16 protein-coding genes and 1 other annotated feature are annotated in these 18260 nt (G+C 48.3%); of the genes, 3 read left to right on the forward strand and 13 right to left on the reverse strand.

From position 1 onward, the window contains the following. Window positions 1–3 precede the first annotated feature (3 nt). Complete coding sequence (trmB, locus tag KNO87_RS11850; protein WP_214787236.1) at window positions 4–651, reverse strand: tRNA (guanosine(46)-N7)-methyltransferase TrmB; 648 nt, start codon at window positions 649–651, stop codon at window positions 4–6. Window positions 652–789: 138 nt separating this feature from the next. Between trmB and KNO87_RS15615 the strand changes: the two genes are divergently transcribed. Further along, entirely contained in the window at window positions 790–900 is a 111-nt protein-coding gene (locus KNO87_RS15615; protein ID WP_012726769.1) for a hypothetical protein, read from the forward strand. A 36-nt stretch (window positions 901–936) separates the two neighbouring features. Here the strand turns inward: KNO87_RS15615 and KNO87_RS11855 are convergent, their stop codons facing one another. The 6 genes from KNO87_RS11855 to pepV are packed head-to-tail and all read right to left on the reverse strand — an operon-like array spanning window position 937 to window position 7956. After that, the gene (locus tag KNO87_RS11855; protein WP_214789798.1) at window positions 937–1731 is read right to left on the reverse strand and encodes a phosphotransferase family protein; all 795 of its coding nucleotides are present in this window, start codon (window positions 1729–1731) and stop codon (window positions 937–939) included. 50 nt (window positions 1732–1781) lie between these two features. Beyond that, window positions 1782–3947 (reverse strand): type I pullulanase, encoded by a 2166-nt coding sequence (pulA, locus tag KNO87_RS11860; RefSeq protein WP_214795604.1) that lies wholly within the window; start codon window positions 3945–3947, stop codon window positions 1782–1784. A gap of 19 nt (window positions 3948–3966) precedes the next feature. Next, on the reverse strand, window positions 3967–4806 hold the full coding sequence (locus KNO87_RS11865; RefSeq protein WP_214795602.1) for an NERD domain-containing protein: 840 nt from the start codon (window positions 4804–4806) through the stop codon (window positions 3967–3969). Next, entirely contained in the window at window positions 4776–5351 is a 576-nt protein-coding gene (gene thpR / locus KNO87_RS11870; RefSeq protein WP_214795600.1) for an RNA 2',3'-cyclic phosphodiesterase, read from the reverse strand. The genes KNO87_RS11865 and thpR overlap by 31 nt, the downstream gene beginning before the upstream one ends. A 5-nt stretch (window positions 5352–5356) precedes the next feature. Beyond that, the gene (locus KNO87_RS11875) at window positions 5357–6508 is read right to left on the reverse strand and encodes an MFS transporter (protein WP_214795598.1); all 1152 of its coding nucleotides are present in this window, start codon (window positions 6506–6508) and stop codon (window positions 5357–5359) included. A 59-nt stretch (window positions 6509–6567) separates the two neighbouring features. Next, window positions 6568–7956 carry a dipeptidase PepV gene (gene pepV, locus KNO87_RS11880; RefSeq protein ID WP_371816646.1) on the reverse strand — a complete coding sequence of 463 codons (1389 nt, stop codon included), beginning with the start codon at window positions 7954–7956 and terminating at the stop codon, window positions 6568–6570. Window positions 7957–8264: 308 nt separating this feature from the next. On the opposite strand from pepV, the gene KNO87_RS11885 reads away from it, so the two are divergent. Beyond that, on the forward strand, window positions 8265–8486 hold the full coding sequence (locus KNO87_RS11885; protein ID WP_074033475.1) for a DeoR family transcriptional regulator: 222 nt from the start codon (window positions 8265–8267) through the stop codon (window positions 8484–8486). Between the two features lie 97 nt (window positions 8487–8583). Here the strand turns inward: KNO87_RS11885 and KNO87_RS11890 are convergent, their stop codons facing one another. Both KNO87_RS11890 and KNO87_RS11895 read right to left on the reverse strand, forming a co-directional pair. Continuing rightward, a complete protein-coding gene (locus KNO87_RS11890) occupies window positions 8584–9297 on the reverse strand; it encodes a pseudouridine synthase (RefSeq protein ID WP_214795596.1) in 714 nt (237 codons plus the stop codon). Then, window positions 9297–10994, reverse strand: a complete 1698-nt coding sequence (locus tag KNO87_RS11895) for a putative polysaccharide biosynthesis protein (RefSeq protein ID WP_214787222.1) — start codon at window positions 10992–10994, stop codon at window positions 9297–9299. The genes KNO87_RS11890 and KNO87_RS11895 overlap by 1 nt, the downstream gene beginning before the upstream one ends. 143 nt (window positions 10995–11137) lie before the next feature. On the opposite strand from KNO87_RS11895, the gene KNO87_RS11900 reads away from it, so the two are divergent. Further along, window positions 11138–12403, forward strand: a complete 1266-nt coding sequence (locus KNO87_RS11900; protein WP_214795594.1) for a BaiN/RdsA family NAD(P)/FAD-dependent oxidoreductase — start codon at window positions 11138–11140, stop codon at window positions 12401–12403. A 34-nt stretch (window positions 12404–12437) separates the two neighbouring features. On the opposite strand, the gene KNO87_RS11905 is transcribed toward KNO87_RS11900, so the two are convergent. The 4 genes from KNO87_RS11905 to KNO87_RS11920 form a co-directional block, all read right to left on the reverse strand. Next, complete coding sequence (locus KNO87_RS11905) at window positions 12438–12947, reverse strand: pyrophosphohydrolase domain-containing protein (protein ID WP_214787218.1); 510 nt, start codon at window positions 12945–12947, stop codon at window positions 12438–12440. A 17-nt stretch (window positions 12948–12964) separates the two neighbouring features. Continuing rightward, window positions 12965–14092 carry a hypothetical protein gene (locus tag KNO87_RS11910; protein WP_251126815.1) on the reverse strand — a complete coding sequence of 376 codons (1128 nt, stop codon included), beginning with the start codon at window positions 14090–14092 and terminating at the stop codon, window positions 12965–12967. A 117-nt stretch (window positions 14093–14209) separates the two neighbouring features. Next, entirely contained in the window at window positions 14210–16615 is a 2406-nt protein-coding gene (gene leuS, locus KNO87_RS11915) for a leucine--tRNA ligase (RefSeq protein ID WP_214795590.1), read from the reverse strand. 39 nt (window positions 16616–16654) lie between these two features. Beyond that, window positions 16655–16870 (reverse strand) — a binding site (T-box leader). A 39-nt stretch (window positions 16871–16909) separates the two neighbouring features. Next, on the reverse strand, window positions 16910–18100 hold the full coding sequence (locus KNO87_RS11920; protein ID WP_260569828.1) for an MDR family MFS transporter: 1191 nt from the start codon (window positions 18098–18100) through the stop codon (window positions 16910–16912). Between the last annotated feature and the right edge of the window lie 160 nt (window positions 18101–18260).

Raw genomic sequence — 18260 nt, forward strand, 5'->3', positions numbered from 1 at the left:
GTGTCAATTTTTCGGACGGAATACAGCTTCCATTCGATAGATTGGCTGACCGAGTGCGCTAAAGCGCTCTTCATACTCTGTTCGAATATTATCTTCTGGTTCATTTTTATGCAAATCAAGTGAAATTTCTGTGAAGAACATCCCGTATTGGCTCATGCTTTGAAGAGAATATTCAAAGAGTCCGCGGTTGTCCGTCTTGAAATGAATCTCCCCTGCTTTCGGAAGAATCGCCTCATATGTCGCTAAAAATGTCTTATACGTCAAGCGACGTTTCGCATGGCGTGTCTTCGGCCATGGGTCTGAGAAGTTTAAGTATACGCGGTCGACTTCTCCTGCTTCGAAATAATCGACAAGTCGTTTCGCATCAACCGTCAACACTCTCACGTTCGGCATCGGTGTTTCGACGAGCTTTTGAACGATTGAGACGGCTACGCTTTCAAATAGTTCGATTGCGATAAAGTTCACGTCCGGATGTTGTTTCGCCATTCCTAAAATGAATTGGCCTTTCCCTGAACCGACTTCGATAAAGAGTGGGTGATCATTGCCAAACTCTTCGCCCCACTTCCCTTTCAGTTGTTCAGGATGTTGAATAAATACGTGTTCTTGGGCTTCCATATATTCTTTTGCCCAAGGCTTATGTCGTAAACGCATGAAAATCCTACCTTTCGTTCATCAAATGTTCAAGTTTAATGGGAATATGCACGTTACGTACGAGCAGTCCTCTTGCGATTATACACGAAATCATAGTTTAATGAACGTGAATCATCCTTCACAAGGAGGTTATATACGATGAGTACATTAGATCAATTCCTTATTTTTTATGCGGCTCCACTTACGTTTTTCGCAGGCGTCATCGCAACGTTCGTTTGGGCTTACTTCATGAATCCAGACGACATCTAAACACATTTAAAAAGGGGTGGCGCACAGCCATCCCTTTTAATTGATTCGTTCATACGCCTCGTCGATCAATTCACGTAATACATGAAAACCTTCTGTTCGCGCTGCATCGTTCTGCTCCCCATAGATTGTTAAAATCGTCTGGGCAATCGCATACCAATGCATTCGATTATGAAGCTCACTCGAAACCTCAACTCCATAATGCGTGAACCAACGCTCCCATTCCGCCTCTTCGACATAGCTATAGACTACCATCGCCAAATCAAACGCACGGTCCGCGATGATGGCATCATCCCAATCCGTCAAATAGAGAAGACCGTTTTCATCTTCAATCCAATTGTTATGATTTAAATCAGAGTGACATACGACAAATTCCTGCTCGTCGACTTTCGGTAAATGGTGTTTTAACCATTGAATCGCTTCACCAATCGTCGGGTCCGTCTCATCTTGTTCATATGCCTCACACTGACGGAGCAATAGATGCGGCGTCATCGGTGTGTGATTTAATTGTTGTAACATGAATAATAGCTCTTTCGAATCATGAATCTTTCCGAGTTGTGCCGCGACATCTGGTCGCTTCATATCTTCTGGTGAAAGTTCGCGGCTCTCAATGAATTGTTGGGCACTTAATACGTCCCCGTTAAACATCCGCTTTGTCCAAAGAAGTTTCGGAACAATTCCTTCTGCTGAAAGAATCGCCAAGAATGGAGAAGAGTTCCGTTTCACAAAAATCTTCTGTTGGCGCGTCGTCGCTACATACGCTTCGCCCGTAATACCTCCGGCAGAAGCGACTGTCCACTCTTTACCGAGCGCACCGACTATATCTGAATACATATTCATCACGCTCAAATCTTACTTGAAATTAAAGAGATACAATCAACATCTTAACACGCGAGAATCGTCATTGACAACGACTCGACTTGAATGTGTGACGGGTTTCTTTCGAGCGGAACGAGGCTGGCCGTTTTGCCTTGCACGTAGACGTTCCATTTCGCATCGCTCTCAAAGGATAGATTTTCAAACGTTCCATTCACATATACACGTACTCGCTGCCATGCATCATACGAGTGACTTGCCGTCAGTTCGTAAATAATGACGCCAGGCGGCGACGGTAGGAATGTGAAATGGTCGATGACCTCTTGACGAGAATCGTAGCGGAAACATGTATGCAGTCGTCGCAGTTTCAAAAGCGTCTTCACATACTCGATCTCATTCATTCGCGCATCGCGTAAATCCCAATCAAAGTGATTGATATGGTCTGGTGAGTTATAGCTATTCTCAACACCATGCTTTGTTCGACCGAACTCTTGACCCGCATGGATAAACGGGATTCCTTGGGACGTGATGACGACCGCATTGGCTAGTCGCTGCATCGCGAGGCGCGTTTCTTCATCGATTCCTTCGCAAGACAACTGTAATTTATCATAAATCGTGTAATTGTCGTGGGCTTCGGCATAGTTGATGGAATAGGTCGGGCTCGGGAACCGTCCGACCGTCACGTTCGGGATATGGACGGCTCCGGTGAGGCACTCACGTAGTTCCCATTCTCGCCACTCATTTCCTGATATGAATCCGCGTTCCCGGTCATTAAAGGTCGAGCCTTTCAGGGCATCTCGAATCATATCGTTAAAGTGCCCGATTCGAGGCATTCGGGCAGCATTTTGTGAAGTCGCCTTTAACGACTGACCGAGCGGTGTCGCCAAGTCCCACCCTTCTCCGTAAACAAGGATAGAAGGGTCAACTTTATCGAGAGCGGCTCGTACTTGATTCATCGTCTCGACGTCATGGATGCCCATCAAGTCGAAACGGAACCCGTCCACTCGGTAAGTCGTCGCAAAATACGAAACGAAGTCAACAATCATCCGTCGCATCATATAACGTTCCGAAGCGGTATCGTTCCCGACACCTGTCCCGTTCGCGACCGTCCCGTCATGCTCATAACGAAAATAATAATAAGGGACGAGCGCCTCGAGCGGTGAATGTTCGCGGATATAGATGTGATTCATCACGACGTCTGTTACGACGCGAAGACCTGCCTGATGAAGATCTGCGACAAGTGACGCGTATTCGAACACTCGACTCATCGGCACATCTGGACTCGAGGCGTAACTGCCTTCAAGACTGAACCAATGAATGGGATCGTACCCCCAGTTATATGGCATTCGTGTCGCTTCATCGACACTTCCAAAATCATGGACCGGCAATAACTGGACATGCGTCACACCGAGTTCTTTCAAATAATCAAGTCCGGCACTATGACCTTCCTTCGTCTGAACGCCTTTTTCCGTCACCCCTCCGTACAGACCTTTCAGTCTACTCTTCGACGAAGGATGGCTCGTAAAGTCCCGAATGTGCAGTTCATAGATGACGGCATCGGTCGCTTTCCAGAGAGCGGGACGCGGAGCCTGTTCGACTTGTTCATTCACAAATCGTTCCACGTCCATCAACACCCCGTACTCTCCGTTCAAGCTAACCGCTCTTGCATAAGGATCAACGACTTGTCTCGTATCGACGGGCGTCTTGACTTCCAAACGATAAAGCATTCCTTCGAACGCTTTTGGTACATCCCCATTCCACTCCCCGCGAGAACCTCGATGCATATGGAATCGTTCAAGTTCACGATGGTTCGTGTCGTCATGGACGGTAATCCACATCGAGAGTGCGACTGGTGACCAGACCGTCACTTCCATCCCGTGTGGCGTAAAAGATACACCGAGTGGTCCGTCATAAGAGAACCGACGCTCGAACTCTTCGGAGCGCACAATCTCTCGTGGAACGATCACCGTCGTCTTTTGTCCTGGGTGGAACACCGTATACATCGTCTCTAGAGATATTGGTTCATATAATCGTAGAATTTGTTCGATCATCCCTGATTCAGTCACATGTTGTTGTTCGACCATGTAATCGATCGGGCGTCCATTCTGTTCGATTTGTACTGGAACGGATTCATATTCGCGCACAATCTCAAGTTGTATAGTCTCAAATGATACGAAAGACGCGCTCTCAATGGTTATATGCGAGGCGGTCTTTTGATCTGGTGTGTGATGCATATGCGTCCCTTCCTCTCAATCATTGGTCCATAAATTGACGAAACGGCATCTTGGCAGTCACTTCTAATAATGTAGCGACATCGCGGATTTGCTGCGCTTTAACAATCGGCGCACGTCCATTCACTTGTTTCATCCATTCTTTATACTCATTTCGTCCCACATAATGCGTCGTTCGAACGCTCGGGACGTTATCAAAGTAACCATCTGCTGCAATGACGACCTTTTGGAGTACACCCGCATAGTTCGGTACAATTTGACGAACGAGTTCTTCGGTTCGTGTCAACGCGATGAGCGGGTTCACTACACGAGTATTTTCCCCTTTCAGCGGTTGATGAACCCACGTCTTCTCTTTCGATATGTGATAGATGCTTCGATCCCCCTCAAGCCACTCCACGATATAGAGATGCGTCGGACCGACGAGGACATGACTTAATTCAACGGTCGCACCGTTCCACTCGATGACAGGACGATAAAAGAAGAAGTGTCGTTCATTCCATTCGGAACGCATCACGCGATATGCAAAATCGCGAGTGAACGCCAAATGCGGTAAATCTGCCTCAAGCACCCCTTCGCAAGCAAACTGAAGCTTTTGAATGTGTCGGCGCTCTCGAAGTAGCTTTTGATATTGTGATTCGGCGAGCGGTTTCGGTTCTAGTTCAATCCGTTCCGACTTCGCCCAAAATTTCCACCACGGGCGGTCGATCTCAAGCACTTCGACCGGGCTCAGTCGATTGTTTTCATGAAGACGCTGCAGACGAGCCGTATCGGATTCTACATATTCTAAATAACGATTATATTGGTCTAATACATCACGTTCATATTTTGAAATTACGTCAAAAATTTTAACCGGGATTGCCATATGTCCTCCTCTGGCCGTCTTAACGGAAATACTTCAACCGCCCGATAGGACGGTGTATGATTCGGCTGCACTTCATACAGAACGACCTCTTCTACCGATTCGGTTATGTTGAACTCAGGTGGAACGTAATCGATTGGTTCCCCTGTGTCCCACTTTTTAGCGAGTGTCACATGAGGAACAAACGCTTTTCGGTCCAGCCTTGGAATCAATTCGACGAGCTCTTGACGGAGCGCCACCGCCAATCGTTGAAGAGAATCTGACGCATCAGGTACAATCGTCAAGACACGTGGACGGTCCGCTCTTCCGAAATGATCGATTGTGCGAAAGGTCAAGGTGAACGGCGGGATGTCCTGACAGATTCTTCGTGTAATTTCTTTCACTTCATCGAGTTCTTCTCCATCGATATCTCCTAAAAATTGAAGCGTTAAATGGAACTCGTCGGGTCGATAAATCCGCCGATACGAGTAATACGGTAAGATGGCTTGTTGTACAGCGACGAGTTCGGTCGCCTCGATCGGAATCGCAATAAAATAATGCGTGCTCATCTCATTCATCCTTTCATAGCGCGACGTGACATACTAACCCAAATAAACGCCCCGATTGCGGTGACGACCGTATACATCCAAAATACACCTAAGATGTCATCAAGCTCGATGATTTTACCACTCAACATGTTGAATCCTGCTGTCGCAAGTCCTGAAGTCAATGCCATATAAACACCGATTGCCGTTGAAGAAACTTGGCGATCGACGAGTGTCCGGACGAATTGAAGCGCGACCGGGATTAAGAGTCCGACGACAAGTCCTTGTGCGATGGCGAGAAGCCAAACGACCCAAATCGGTGGTTCTAAAGCTAAGATCCCATTTCGCACGGCTGAGATGACTGCCGCCCCGACGAGTACAGGAACACTACCGAAGCGCTCTACAAGTTGTGACGCTACTTTCATAAATGGGATTTCAAACAATACCGCGACAAGAAATAATGTTCCGACCAATGTAGTCGAGCCCCCACTATTTGTCACGTACAGCCCAAAATAATAATTGTTCGCATAAATTGGTCCGAAGACGAGCATGCCCCCGAGCAGGAAGAATAAGAACGACCTGTTCCACACAGCCGTCCATGAGAGTGGGGCTAACGTGACGTCACGAATCGAGCTCTTTTCCGGAATCATTCGAACGAACACACTTCCGATGATCAGAAAAACCGCACTCAACACGAACGTACTGGCTAATCCCCACGTCGTGTCGGAAATCCGTCCCATCGCGAATACCGCAATGGCGAAACCTGCCGATCCGTATAGACGAATCGCACCGTAATCAACTTTCGAACGTGCCGTAAAGTCAAGCGTCATCATATCGACGAGAGGAATGTGTGCGCATTGGAACACAGACCAAATCACCATGAGCACCACAATCCAAATATATGAGGTTGCCACTAAAAAAGTAAACGAAATGAGAGCGGCGCTTAACATCGCTAAAATGAGCCATGCCCGAACCCGCCCGGTCCGATCAGTCAACATTCCCCAAAGCGGTTGCACCCCAATCGATAGAATCGGAAGGATGGCTACAATAACCCCCACCTGACTCGGAGTGAGTCCAAATTGATCTTGCGAAAAATATAAAGTCATATAAGGGATCAATGCCCCTTGTGCGAAGAAAATGGCGACGTACACAGATTGAAACAATCTTTTTTGCGAATCCAATGATAACTTCCTTCCTAAAGGACAGAGAGCCGACTACATCAGTCAGCTCTCCTCATTTCTTATTTAGCGAGCTCGTAAATCGCTTCAGCATAAATGGCTGCCGCGCGTAATAAATCTTCTATCTCCATATATTCATCGACCTGATGCGCCACATCTTTAGCGCCTGGGAACAATGCACCAAACGCGACACCAGCTTCGAGCGAACGAGCATATGTCCCCCCACCGATTGCCATCAAGTTCGCATGTTCCCCCGTTTGACGTTCATACACACTAGCAAGCGTCTTCACGAGCGGATGATCTTCAGCCACGTGATGTGGTGGCATATGTTGACGCGTCTTCAATTCAAATCCGAACGACAATGCGATTTCACGTAAGTTTTGCAACCGTTCTTCGAACTTCGCCGTATAAGGATAGCGAATGTTAACCGTAGCCGTGCGCTCGTCGTCATTGTAACGGAACACACCACCATTGATCGTCAAATCACCCGTCTCGTCACTCGCCTCAATCCCGAGCGAAATCCCACGAGAATCGGCAAATACGTGACGAACGAATTCAATATAGCGCTCCCCTTGAATATCAAGAGGAAGGTGCAACAAGAATCCAGCGAGGACATAGGCCGCATTGATCCCGTTGTCCGGTTCCATCGCGTGCGCCGCTTTCCCTTTCATGGTAAACGTATACGTTCCGCGGTCATATACACACGTCCCGTCCGCTTCATACTTTGCTAGATATGCCTCAAACTTCTCTTCAAGCACTTCATCTGTCTTCAGTTCAGCTTTCGCGAAGTCCGGCACCATATTCGGACGCTCCCCACTCGTGAACGAAAGGAGATGGTATGCAGACTCTGGCGCGCGTTGAATCGGTAGTTGCGTCAACACGCCGTCATATAGCCCTTTCTCCGCGTTAATGATTGGGAAGTCAGCGTCAGGTGCGAAGCCATATGTCGGCATCTGTTCTTGTTTAAAGTATTCGCGGACACAGCGCCATTCGCTCTCCTCGTCGCAACCCGCAATCAGGCGGACACGTTTCGAGAGCGGTAACCCGAGTTCTTTGACGATGCGTAAACCATAGTAAGCAGCCATCGATGGTCCTTTATCATCATTGCTTCCGCGAGCGACGATTTTTCCGTCTGTCGTAATCGTCGGATTGAACGCACCATACGTCCACCCTTCGCCTGCAGGAACGACGTCCAGGTGACATAAGATCCCGACGATTTCCTCACCATCCCCATATTCCAAGTGTCCGGCATATCCACCGACGTCTTTCGTTTTAAAGCCATCTCGCTCACCAAGTTCAAACATGTAGTCGAGCGCTTTTCGGACCTCTGGCCCGAACGGCATGTTCGGTGCGGCATTTGATTCATCGAGCACGCTAGGGATTTGTAATAATCCTTTTAAATCCTCTAAAAATGCATCTTTACGATTGTCGACTTCTTGTCTCCAATTCATGTTCATCTCCCCTTTTGCGAATGTTCTCTCCCTTACTAGTATATCCAAATGAATGAAAGACGAACATTCATTTAGAAAAGTTTTTTTCGTTCGTGTTTGACCTCGTTTTAAATACAAAAAAACAAACTTCATTCGATATTTACGTTCATAATCAAATCTTTACAAACATATTGTTCGTGCTTTTCACTTGCATTTTTGTTCAGGAGCGGTATACTAAAGGTGTAATTTTAGAAAATAACAATTTTATATTTCATTTTGTCGTCTGTAGGTATGGTTTGTCATTATTCTACGCATTGGGAGGTTATCCAATGAAAGGCTCAACAGATCGGATGTTAACGCGCATCAAGTCCATTTATTTGTTCATCAATGAAAGGGAGACAGTTACCACTTCAGAACTAGTAGAAGAGTTCGGCATCACGTCGCGTACCGTGCAACGTGATTTGAACGTACTTGAGTACAATAACCTTGTGGAGAGCCCTAGCCGTGGCACGTGGACTTCATCAAAACGTTCACTCAAGACGGCAAATTGAAACGTATATGTATATCCAAGAGACCTGGCGTTCAGGTCTCTTTTTTCTTACTAAACAAAAAAGAATCAGCCCTATCGGACAGATTCTCTCATCTTACTCATGATTGAACAAACAGTTGAACTTCTTCCTCGGTCAATTCACGATATGCACCGAGTTCAAGCGTCTCATCGAGTTCAAGTTCCCCGATTTGCACACGCTCTAATCGCTCGACGTGTTTGCCTACCGCCGCGACCATTCGCTTCACTTGGTGATATTTTCCTTCAGACAACGTCAGCCGGATGACAGACCGACGCCCGCTCCGGCTCAAAATCTCGAGTCGGGCCGGCTTCGTCCTATATCCATCCTCTAATTCGACTCCGTTCGCGAACGTTTTGATGTCCTCAGCCGTCATCTCTCCATCGACTTCGGCGATATACACCTTGTCGACATGTTTACGAGGTGACATGAGCGCATGATTGAACGCGCCGTCGTTCGTGATGAGGAGAAGTCCCGTCGTATCTTTGTCGAGACGTCCGACCGGAAAGAGGTCATAATGGGCGTACTCCGGATCAATCAATTCGATGACTGTCGTCTCGACTTGGTCTTCCGTCGCACTGACGACCCCTTCCGGCTTGTTCATCATGAAATAGATGTATGGACGATATTCAACGACTTCCCCGAACACGGTCACCCGCTCGGATTCTGGATTGACGTGACGTTTCGCATCTTTTACAGGTGCATCATCGACTCGTACCGCACCTTGTTTTAATAGGATTTTCACATCTTTTCGTGAACCATAGCCCATGTTCGATAACAATTTATCAATTCGCATTACACGTTCCTCCGATATTCAAAGCGTTTCCCTAATAATTTTCCTGCGAGATGACTCCGCCAGCCTAGATATCCGTAAACGAGCATCCCGACAATGACACCAACGATCGTCGCGAAGATGTCATTTCCCCAACTCGCTTCTTCTTGTAACGTAACGAGAAGAGAAAGGTAAACAGCCGCAAACATCGCCGCCCCCATCAAGAACATCAAGATGGTCCGACGAAGCAATTGCTTGTATGGGAAATGAAGAGACCGCTGAATCATCCATACCATGAGAACAATAGCCACGATATATCCAGCAATCGTCGCATAACCTGCTCCAATGCCACCGAGCCAATACACGAACGGCACGTTCAAGGCAAGTTTCGCCAAGAGCCCCATCGATGTGGCAAAGATGGTGAAGTACTGACGGTTAATCCCTTGGAGAATGGCAGCCGCGACCGAGTAATACGCCAAGAAGAAAGCACTCGGTGCATAGTGTAGTAAATACACCCATCCTTCACGATCGCCCGGGAACAACGTCCCAAATAGCGGCTCCGCGAGAGCGACGAGTCCTATGACGGCAGGAATCGTCACGAAGAACGAGACTTGGAAAATATGATTGACTTGATTCCGTACCTTCTGCATATCTCCCGTCGTAAATGAACGGGTCACGAGTGGGATGGTCGCCATCGAGACACTCGCTGCAATCGAAACCGGGATCAATACAATTTTATGGGCGTTTCCGGTCAAGAATCCATAAGCTGAAGTCGCTTCGGACACGGTCGCACCAGAGCTGAGTAACGTGTTGACCATCGTCAACTGATCAATCAACTGATAGAGAGGGGTCGATACCCCGACCATCACGATTGGGATCGAGTAACTGAGCAACTCAAGTAACAGCGATTTCATCGAACGGACAGGTGTGCCCGCCGGATTATCGGTCTGACGATGAATGTCTTTTCGACGTTTCCAGTACATCATAAGAACCACGAAACTACCGATTGCCCCGACGAATGCACTGAACGTCGCAATCGTGACGGCGATGACTTTCAATCCATTCAATTCAGTCGTCTCGACAGATTGTGTCCCTCCGAGAGCGTTTGCGATTGGTCGAATGAAGTCAGAGTCCGCAAAGACGAACAAGACGAGCATTGTCCCGCTGAGGAGGAATAGAATACGTACGATTTGTTCGACGACTTGTGAGATTGCCGTCGGAGCCATGTCTTGATGTCCTTGGAAATAACCACGAACCATACTCATCGCAGGGATGAGCAGTAACGCAAAACTGACACTTCTCGTCACGAGTGTGAGCGAGTCAATGTATTGCTGATTGTTCTCCGAGTTTCGAACCATCAGCTCGGATAACCATGGTGCCGCAAAAAAGAGTAATAAAAAAGCGACGACACCGGTCGCAAGCATCAGCTTCATTCCTTGTCGGAACAATCGTTGACTCGTTCCATACTCCCCTAGCGCATTATATTTGGCGATAAATTTCGAGACGGCAACAGGAATCCCTGCCGTCGATATGGAGATCATGATTGCGTAATACGTATATGCGGCTTGATACAACGTCACTCCGGCAATCCCGACCATCGCTTGGAACGGGAATGTGTACAATAGCCCTAACATTCGAGAAATCAAGTTTCCCGCCGATAAAAGAAGCGTTCCTTTGACGAAGGAGGCTCTTCCAGAATCTTGTTTGGCGCTTGATGACATGAGGCACCTCCATCTATAAATCAACTATTCAAATGAATTCGGTTTTACAAAACAACCGCTTCTCATTATACTCTTACTGTTACGGATAATAAAGTTACGATAATTTTACTAATCATATAGATGAAGAAATGAGGAGATTTTACATGAAAGATGTCATCGTCATCGGCGGAGGTCCAAGCGGACTTATGGCAACGTATGCAGCTGCAAAGAGTGGCGCATCGACCTTGTTGATCGATAAAGGATCCAAACTCGGTCGGAAATTAGCGATTTCAGGTGGTGGACGGTGTAACGTCACGAACCGAAAACCAATCGATGAATTGATTCAGTTCATCCCGGGGAACGGTCGCTTTTTATATAGCGCCCTCGCCCAGTTCGACAACCAATCCATCATCGACCTCTTTACAGGATTCGGCATCCCGCTAAAAGAAGAGGACAACGGGCGCATGTTCCCAGTGACGGATAAGGCACAGGACGTGGTCAACACGTTGCTTCGTGCAATCGAAGACCTCGGTGTCGAGATTCGAAAAAAGGCAGAAGTCAAAACGCTACATTTTAATGAAGAAAACGAGTTTCACGCGGTCGAGTTGATGGACGGTGAAATGATTGAAGCCAAAGCTTGTGTCGTCGCGGTCGGTGGACAATCTGTTCCTCATACCGGTTCGACAGGTGACGGCTATCCATGGGCACAAAAAGCGGGACACACGATCACGGAACTATTCCCGACAGAGGTACCGATCAAGTTGAATGATGGATTCATCGGAACGAAACAACTTCAAGGACTATCGTTACGTGATGTCGCATTGACGGTACACGGTAAAAAAGGGAAGGCAATCAAGACGCACCAAGGGGACATGATCTTTACCCATTTCGGGATCTCGGGTCCGATCGCACTCCGTTGCAGTCAGTACACGATCAAAGAGCGGAAGCGCAGCAAAGAACAAGTCGTCCTCCTGTCACTCGACTTCTTCCCGGACACGTCACGTGACGAACTCGTCCAAGAACTGTGGAACCAAGTTCAGAGCCAACCGAAGCGTGCCGTCAAAAACGTATGGAAAGGCTATATCCCAGAGCGACTTCTTGACTTGTTGCTCGAAGAACTCGCATTTGGCGAGGAAGACGCGAGTCAATTGAAAAGACAATCCGTCATCGATTTCGCAAGCCGTTTGAAAATGTTCGAGATGCACGCCGTCGGGACACTCGACTTTGACAAGGCGTTCGTCACGGGAGGCGGCGTTTCCGTGAAAGAAGTCGCGCCACAGACAATGATGTCAAAGAAAGCACCCGGTCTCTTCTTCGCAGGTGAAGTGCTCGACATCCATGGATATACGGGTGGCTACAACATCACGGCCGCCTTCACAACAGGACATTGTGCCGGTTCACACGCAGCCGAACTGGCTACAGAACGTTAAAAAAGCATGGTCGCAACGGCGACCATGCTTCATTTTATTTCCCTGCAATTTGACGACGCACTTCTTTTTCGAGCTCCGGTTCGGGTGGCATCCAACCCTCAGGCTTCATGACTTTATTGTCCGACTCGCGTAAGATTGGCTTCCCGTCTGGTCCGAGTTTCGCCATATTGGCGCGTTGAACGATTTCAAACAATGGGACCGGATCGAGTCCAAGTTCAACGAAACTACCCATCACGAAGTATAAAGCATCCGTCAACGCATCCCCTTGTCCGACGAGTCGCTCTACTTCATTTGTAGGTGGTGCGTCTTGTAACGATTTTTGAACGGCTTTCTGGAATCCCTGTTGGAATTGCTCGATTGCCTGTAAAAACTCGTCTTCTGATTGAGACGATTGGTGTAAAAATTCGACGACCGCTTCTTCCGCCGTCCAAACCGACCGCTTCGTCGCGCGATCAAGCGTTAACGGTTGCGGCGTTGCCGCTCCCGGATGTCCAAATGTTTCATGAAACTGTTTCACTTCTTCAAAAAAGTAACGTTTACTCATCTGTCTTTCCCCCATTGTCAGTCCACAGAAACGAACGCATCCAAATCGAATACTTCCGGGTGGACGATTGCAAAGATTTCATTGTCTTGTAAAAACATGCCGGTTGAGTCATACACGCGAGGTGTCACCATCTGACCGTTGATGGTACTTTCTTCCGGGTTCACTGTGTAGAGGACGAGTTCTTCCGAGTCGAGAACGTAAATCCGGCCTTGTCGTTCGACAAGCCCGACGCCTTCGAATCGCTCAAACTTTTGCTGGATTGAGGCGCTCATCCCGTCAGCCGATAACGCTTGACGCGAATCGAGCATCCACTCCGTTTCCGGTTCTTTTTCCTCGACTGCCTCATCTGGCGCATCCTGCTCATTCTCAGGTGCCTCTTCTTCCGCAACGGCCGTCTCACTAGAGACACCGTCACTCGTCGAAACGTTTTCTGTTGTCGTTTCTTCTGTTGATTCTTCAGTGCCTTCAACATTATCATCAGATTCTGTCGATTCTTCTGACCCGTTTTCCGCAGGCACTTCCGGCTCGATTTCACGCTCTTCAATATAGAGGAGCTCAAGGTCCGGTGTGTCTGCCAATCGGTTCATCATGAAGAGACGATTCGATTCTCGGTCATAGCCGAGACCAAAGATTCGGTCTTCCGATACGAGACCTTTGATTTGTTTACGCGGCCGTTCGACCCAGCGTCCTTCTTCTCGCTCAATCGTGATGAGGGTCCCGTTAGCTGTCACCGCATATACTAGGTTCTCTTCGACCATCCGCATCCCGATAAAGTCATCGAGGCGCGCCTGACCCGTATTTTCGAGTTGAAGCACTGAGTTGACGCGTGTACCGTTCCCACTCACTTCGAAAAACTCAGCCTGCTCGGTAAGTACGAGATAAGCCCCAATCGTATCGCTGTAGTACACTTCATCGATCTGGTTGATTTGCTCGAGCGCATCGGTCGTATCAATATCTTCGTCATCTTGTGCTGCCTCCACAGGTGGGAGGGATGCCGTTTGATGACTCGTTTGAATGTCGATTTTTTCAAATGTCGAGGCGACCTGTCGCTGAATCTCTTCATCAGAGAAGACAAAGACATAGCAAAGGATCACGCCGACCACGACAGCACATAGTGTCGTGTATAGCACATAAGAACGTTTCATGGACATGTCGTCCCCTTCTACTTCAGTATCGCCCTTTAGTGTATCAAAACCGACCGTAAAAGAAAATGACCTCACCAAAAAGAAAAGAATGTGCGACAATGTCACACATTCTTTCGATTATCCAACTACAATATTGACGAGTTTTCCAGGAACGACAATGACTTTACGAACCGTCTTGCCTTCTGTGAACTCTTGTACGCGCTCATTGCCGAGTGCTTCCGCTTCAAGTGCTTCTTTTGATGCGTCACGCGAAACGTGCATTTTCGCACGGAGTTTCCCGTTCACCTGGATGACGACTTCAATCGTGTCACTCACAAGTTTTGACTCATCGTAAGTTGGCCAAGCGGCATACGTCAACTCTTCTGTCATACCCATCTTCTCCCACAACTCTTCAGACAAGTGTGGAGCGACTGGTGAGAGCATCTTGATGAAGTCGACCATTTGCGATTTCGGCAATGTCTCTTGTTTGTTCGCTTCATTGACGAAGACCATCAATTGCGAAATCGCCGTGTTGAAGCGAAGTGCTTCATAGTCTTCCGTGACCTTTTTCACCGTCTGATGATACGTGCGTTCAAAGTCAGCAGTCGGCGCCACGTCCGCGAAGTTCGTTTGGTCGAACAAGCGCCATACGCGGTCGAGGAAACGACGAGCCCCGTCAAGTCCGTTTGTTGACCACGCGATTGCAGCATCAAGCGGTCCCATGAACATTTCGTAGAGGCGAAGTGTATCTGCCCCGTGCGACTTCACGATATCATCTGGGTTGACGACGTTTCCACGAGATTTCGACATCTTCTCATTGTTCTCGCCGAGGATCATCCCTTGGTTGTAGAGTTTTTGGAACGGCTCGTTCGTTGGGACAACGCCGATATCGAAGAGGACTTTATGCCAGAAACGTGCATAGAGCAAGTGAAGAACGGCATGCTCTGTTCCACCGATATATAAGTCGACTGGAAGCCAACGCTTAAGTTTTTCAGGGTCCGCAATCATTTCTTCGTTATCCGGATCGATGTAACGGATGTAATACCAGCAGCTACCTGCCCATTGTGGCATCGTGTTCGTCTCGCGACGACCTTTTTCACCAGTGACAGGGTCCGTGTACGTCAGCCATTCTTCTGCGTTCGCGAGCGGCGACTCACCCGTACCAGATGGTTTGATTTCATCGATGATCGGAAGTTCGAGCGGAAGCTCTTCGACCGGTACTGTCTTCATCGTTCCGTCTTCCATATGGACGACCGGAATCGGCTCTCCCCAGTAACGTTGACGACTGAACAACCAGTCACGAAGACGGTATGTCGTCTTCGCACGACCTGTGCCAGCAGCTTCAAGCTCTTCAATGATCGTCTTGATCGCATCTGCCTTATTGAGTCCGTTCAAGCTACCTGAGTTGACGTGTTCCCCGTCTTCGATGTAAGCCGCTTCTTCCACGTTTCCACCTTTGACGACTTCACGAATCGGAAGATCGAACGTCTTCGCAAACTCGTAATCGCGCTCATCGTGTCCAGGAACAGCCATGACCGCACCTGTACCGTATGTCGAGAGGACATAGTCTGCTGTCCAAATCGGAAGCTTCTCGCCGTTTACCGGGTTGATCGCATAAGCGCCTGTGAAGACACCCGTCTTCTCTTTCGCGAGGTCCGTACGCTCAAGGTCCGTCTTCTTCGACACTTCCTCGATGTAGGCTTCGACCGCTGTCGATTGCTCAGGTGTTGTGATCACTTTTGTGAACGGATGCTCCGGTGCAAGTGTCACATATGTCGCTCCGTGAAGCGTGTCCGGACGTGTCGTAAAGACCGTGACGATCTTATCGTGACCGTCGACTTTGAAATCGACCTCGGCACCGACCGATTTACCAATCCAGTTTCGTTGCATCTCTTTGACGCTCTCCGGCCAGTCAAGACCTTCCAAGTCTTCAAGCAAACGCTCTGCGTATTCTGTGATGCGGAGCACCCACTGTTTCATCGGTACACGGTATACCGGGTGGTTCCCACGCTCTGACAAGCCGTCGATTACTTCTTCGTTCGCAAGAACCGTACCGAGTGCCGGGCACCAGTTGACGGCAACTTCATCGACGTAAGCGAGTCCACGCTCGAAGAGTTGCGTGAAGATCCATTGTGTCCATTTATAATATTTCGGGTCTGTCGTGCTGATTTCACGAGCCCAGTCATACGAGAAACCAAGTTCCTTCAACTGACGGCGGAACGTCTCGATGTTACGTGCTGTGAATTCGCGCGGGTCATTTCCCGTATCGAGTGCGTACTGCTCGGCAGGAAGACCGAACGCATCCCAACCGATTGGGTGAAGCACGTTATATCCTTGCATCCGTTTCATACGGGCGATGATGTCCGTCGCCGTATATCCTTCCGGGTGACCGACGTGAAGGCCTGCACCTGATGGGTACGGGAACATATCAAGGACGTAGAAACAATCCTTCTCCGGGTCTTCTGTCGTTTTGAATGCGTCTTTCTCTTCCCAACGCTTTTGCCATTTCGGCTCGATTTCTTGATGTTTAAAATAGCTCAACATTCTTCCTCCTCTGCATAATAAAAAGCCTTCCGTCCCCGAAAATGGGACGAAAGGCTTGAAAGCTCTCCGCGGTACCACCCATGTTGCATTACTGCCACTTGAGACGCCGATAACGAGGCGTAACCCCGGTTTTCCCTACTCGATTCAGGAAAACAGCTCCAAGGCGAGTTCACGACCTCCATTTATCGATTCACACCAACCATCGACTCTCTTTGAAACGGAACGTTCGCTACTAATCCTCTTCATCGCTTGCTATTCATCGTAGTCTATTTTAGCCCATTCTGAAATTCAACGTCAACTTGATTTTTCAGCGACGCGAATGTCTTTCATGATGACAAATAGAGTAAGGGCAAACGTAGCGAGTAGAAGAAGCATGCCGAATACCGCTGTAATACCAAACATGTCATAGACAAATCCAGACAATGTCGGTCCAATCATTCGACCGACAGATGCTGCGATATTGACAAGCCCCTGATATTGTCCCGCCTTACCAGGAGGGGCAAGTTTCGCTGCAATTGTTGGGACTGCTGGCCAGACGAACATTTCCCCGATTGTCATGACGACCATGGCAACCATGAACATGCCGAATCCGCCAGCGAACGGCACAATCAAGAAGGCACCGAGGAAAATCGACGCGCCGATAATCAATTGACGTTTTAAATCGTCCTCAAACTGTCGCAAGACGCGGTTGAGGAGTGGTTGTGCAAATACGATCATCGCCCCGTTCACCGTCCATAGTAGTGAATATTGACTGATTGTGACACCGAGGTCTTTTGAATGGACCGCAATCGTCCCTTGCCACTGAACATAGACGAACCAAAGCACGGCATAACCGACTGCGACATACCACATCGACTTCATCGTCGCGCTCGAGAGCGTCGTGGCTGCTGCCTCTAGTTGCGACTGAACGACCGGACGTGCCGGATTTTTCAAATAACGAAGTCCAAACAATAGGACCACGACAAATAAGACCGACAAGAAGAAGTTCGCATAAAAGATCCACTCGATGTTCAACCGCGCGATTTGACCACTCATGGCCGTCCCGAGTGCGACACCGACGTTTTGTGCAACGTAAATCGCATTGAACGAACGACGTCCCCCTTCTGGCCAAATCAGTCCCGCAAATGCATAGACGGTCGGAAAGACGAGTCCACCTGAGAATCCGATTAGACCAAGCCACACCAAATAACCGAAGAACGTGGCGTGGAACAGTAAAAAACCGAGTGAGCTCGCAAGCAACAACCCGACAGAAATCATGAGTGTCATCTTTCCACCGATTCGGTCGAATAATGTCCCTCCGATGTAGTTTCCGACAATCGCGAGTGCAGAGTTCACAAGTAGTGCCACCCCAGCAAGTGTCATCGACTCACCTAAAAAATCATGAATATACAGTGTGTTAAATGGCCATAAAAAAGACGCCGCCGTTGTATTGAGCGCCATCGCAATGACTAGAATCCATACCGAGATTGGCATTTTATTGTTCACACCAAGTCCTCCTTTCATTCCTCTTTCACATCAAAAAAAATCGGCACGAATGGCCGAATCGACAAGATTTCCTTATCAAACCTAAACGAATGCCAAAGAAGTGTCAAGAAAAATTACTTATTATGAAGTTTTGACATTTTTCATTTGTGATAGCATGAGC

Origin of the sequence: Exiguobacterium sp. s34 (assembly GCF_018617435.1) — a bacterium.
Lineage (GTDB): Bacteria > Bacillota > Bacilli > Exiguobacteriales > Exiguobacteriaceae > Exiguobacterium > Exiguobacterium aestuarii.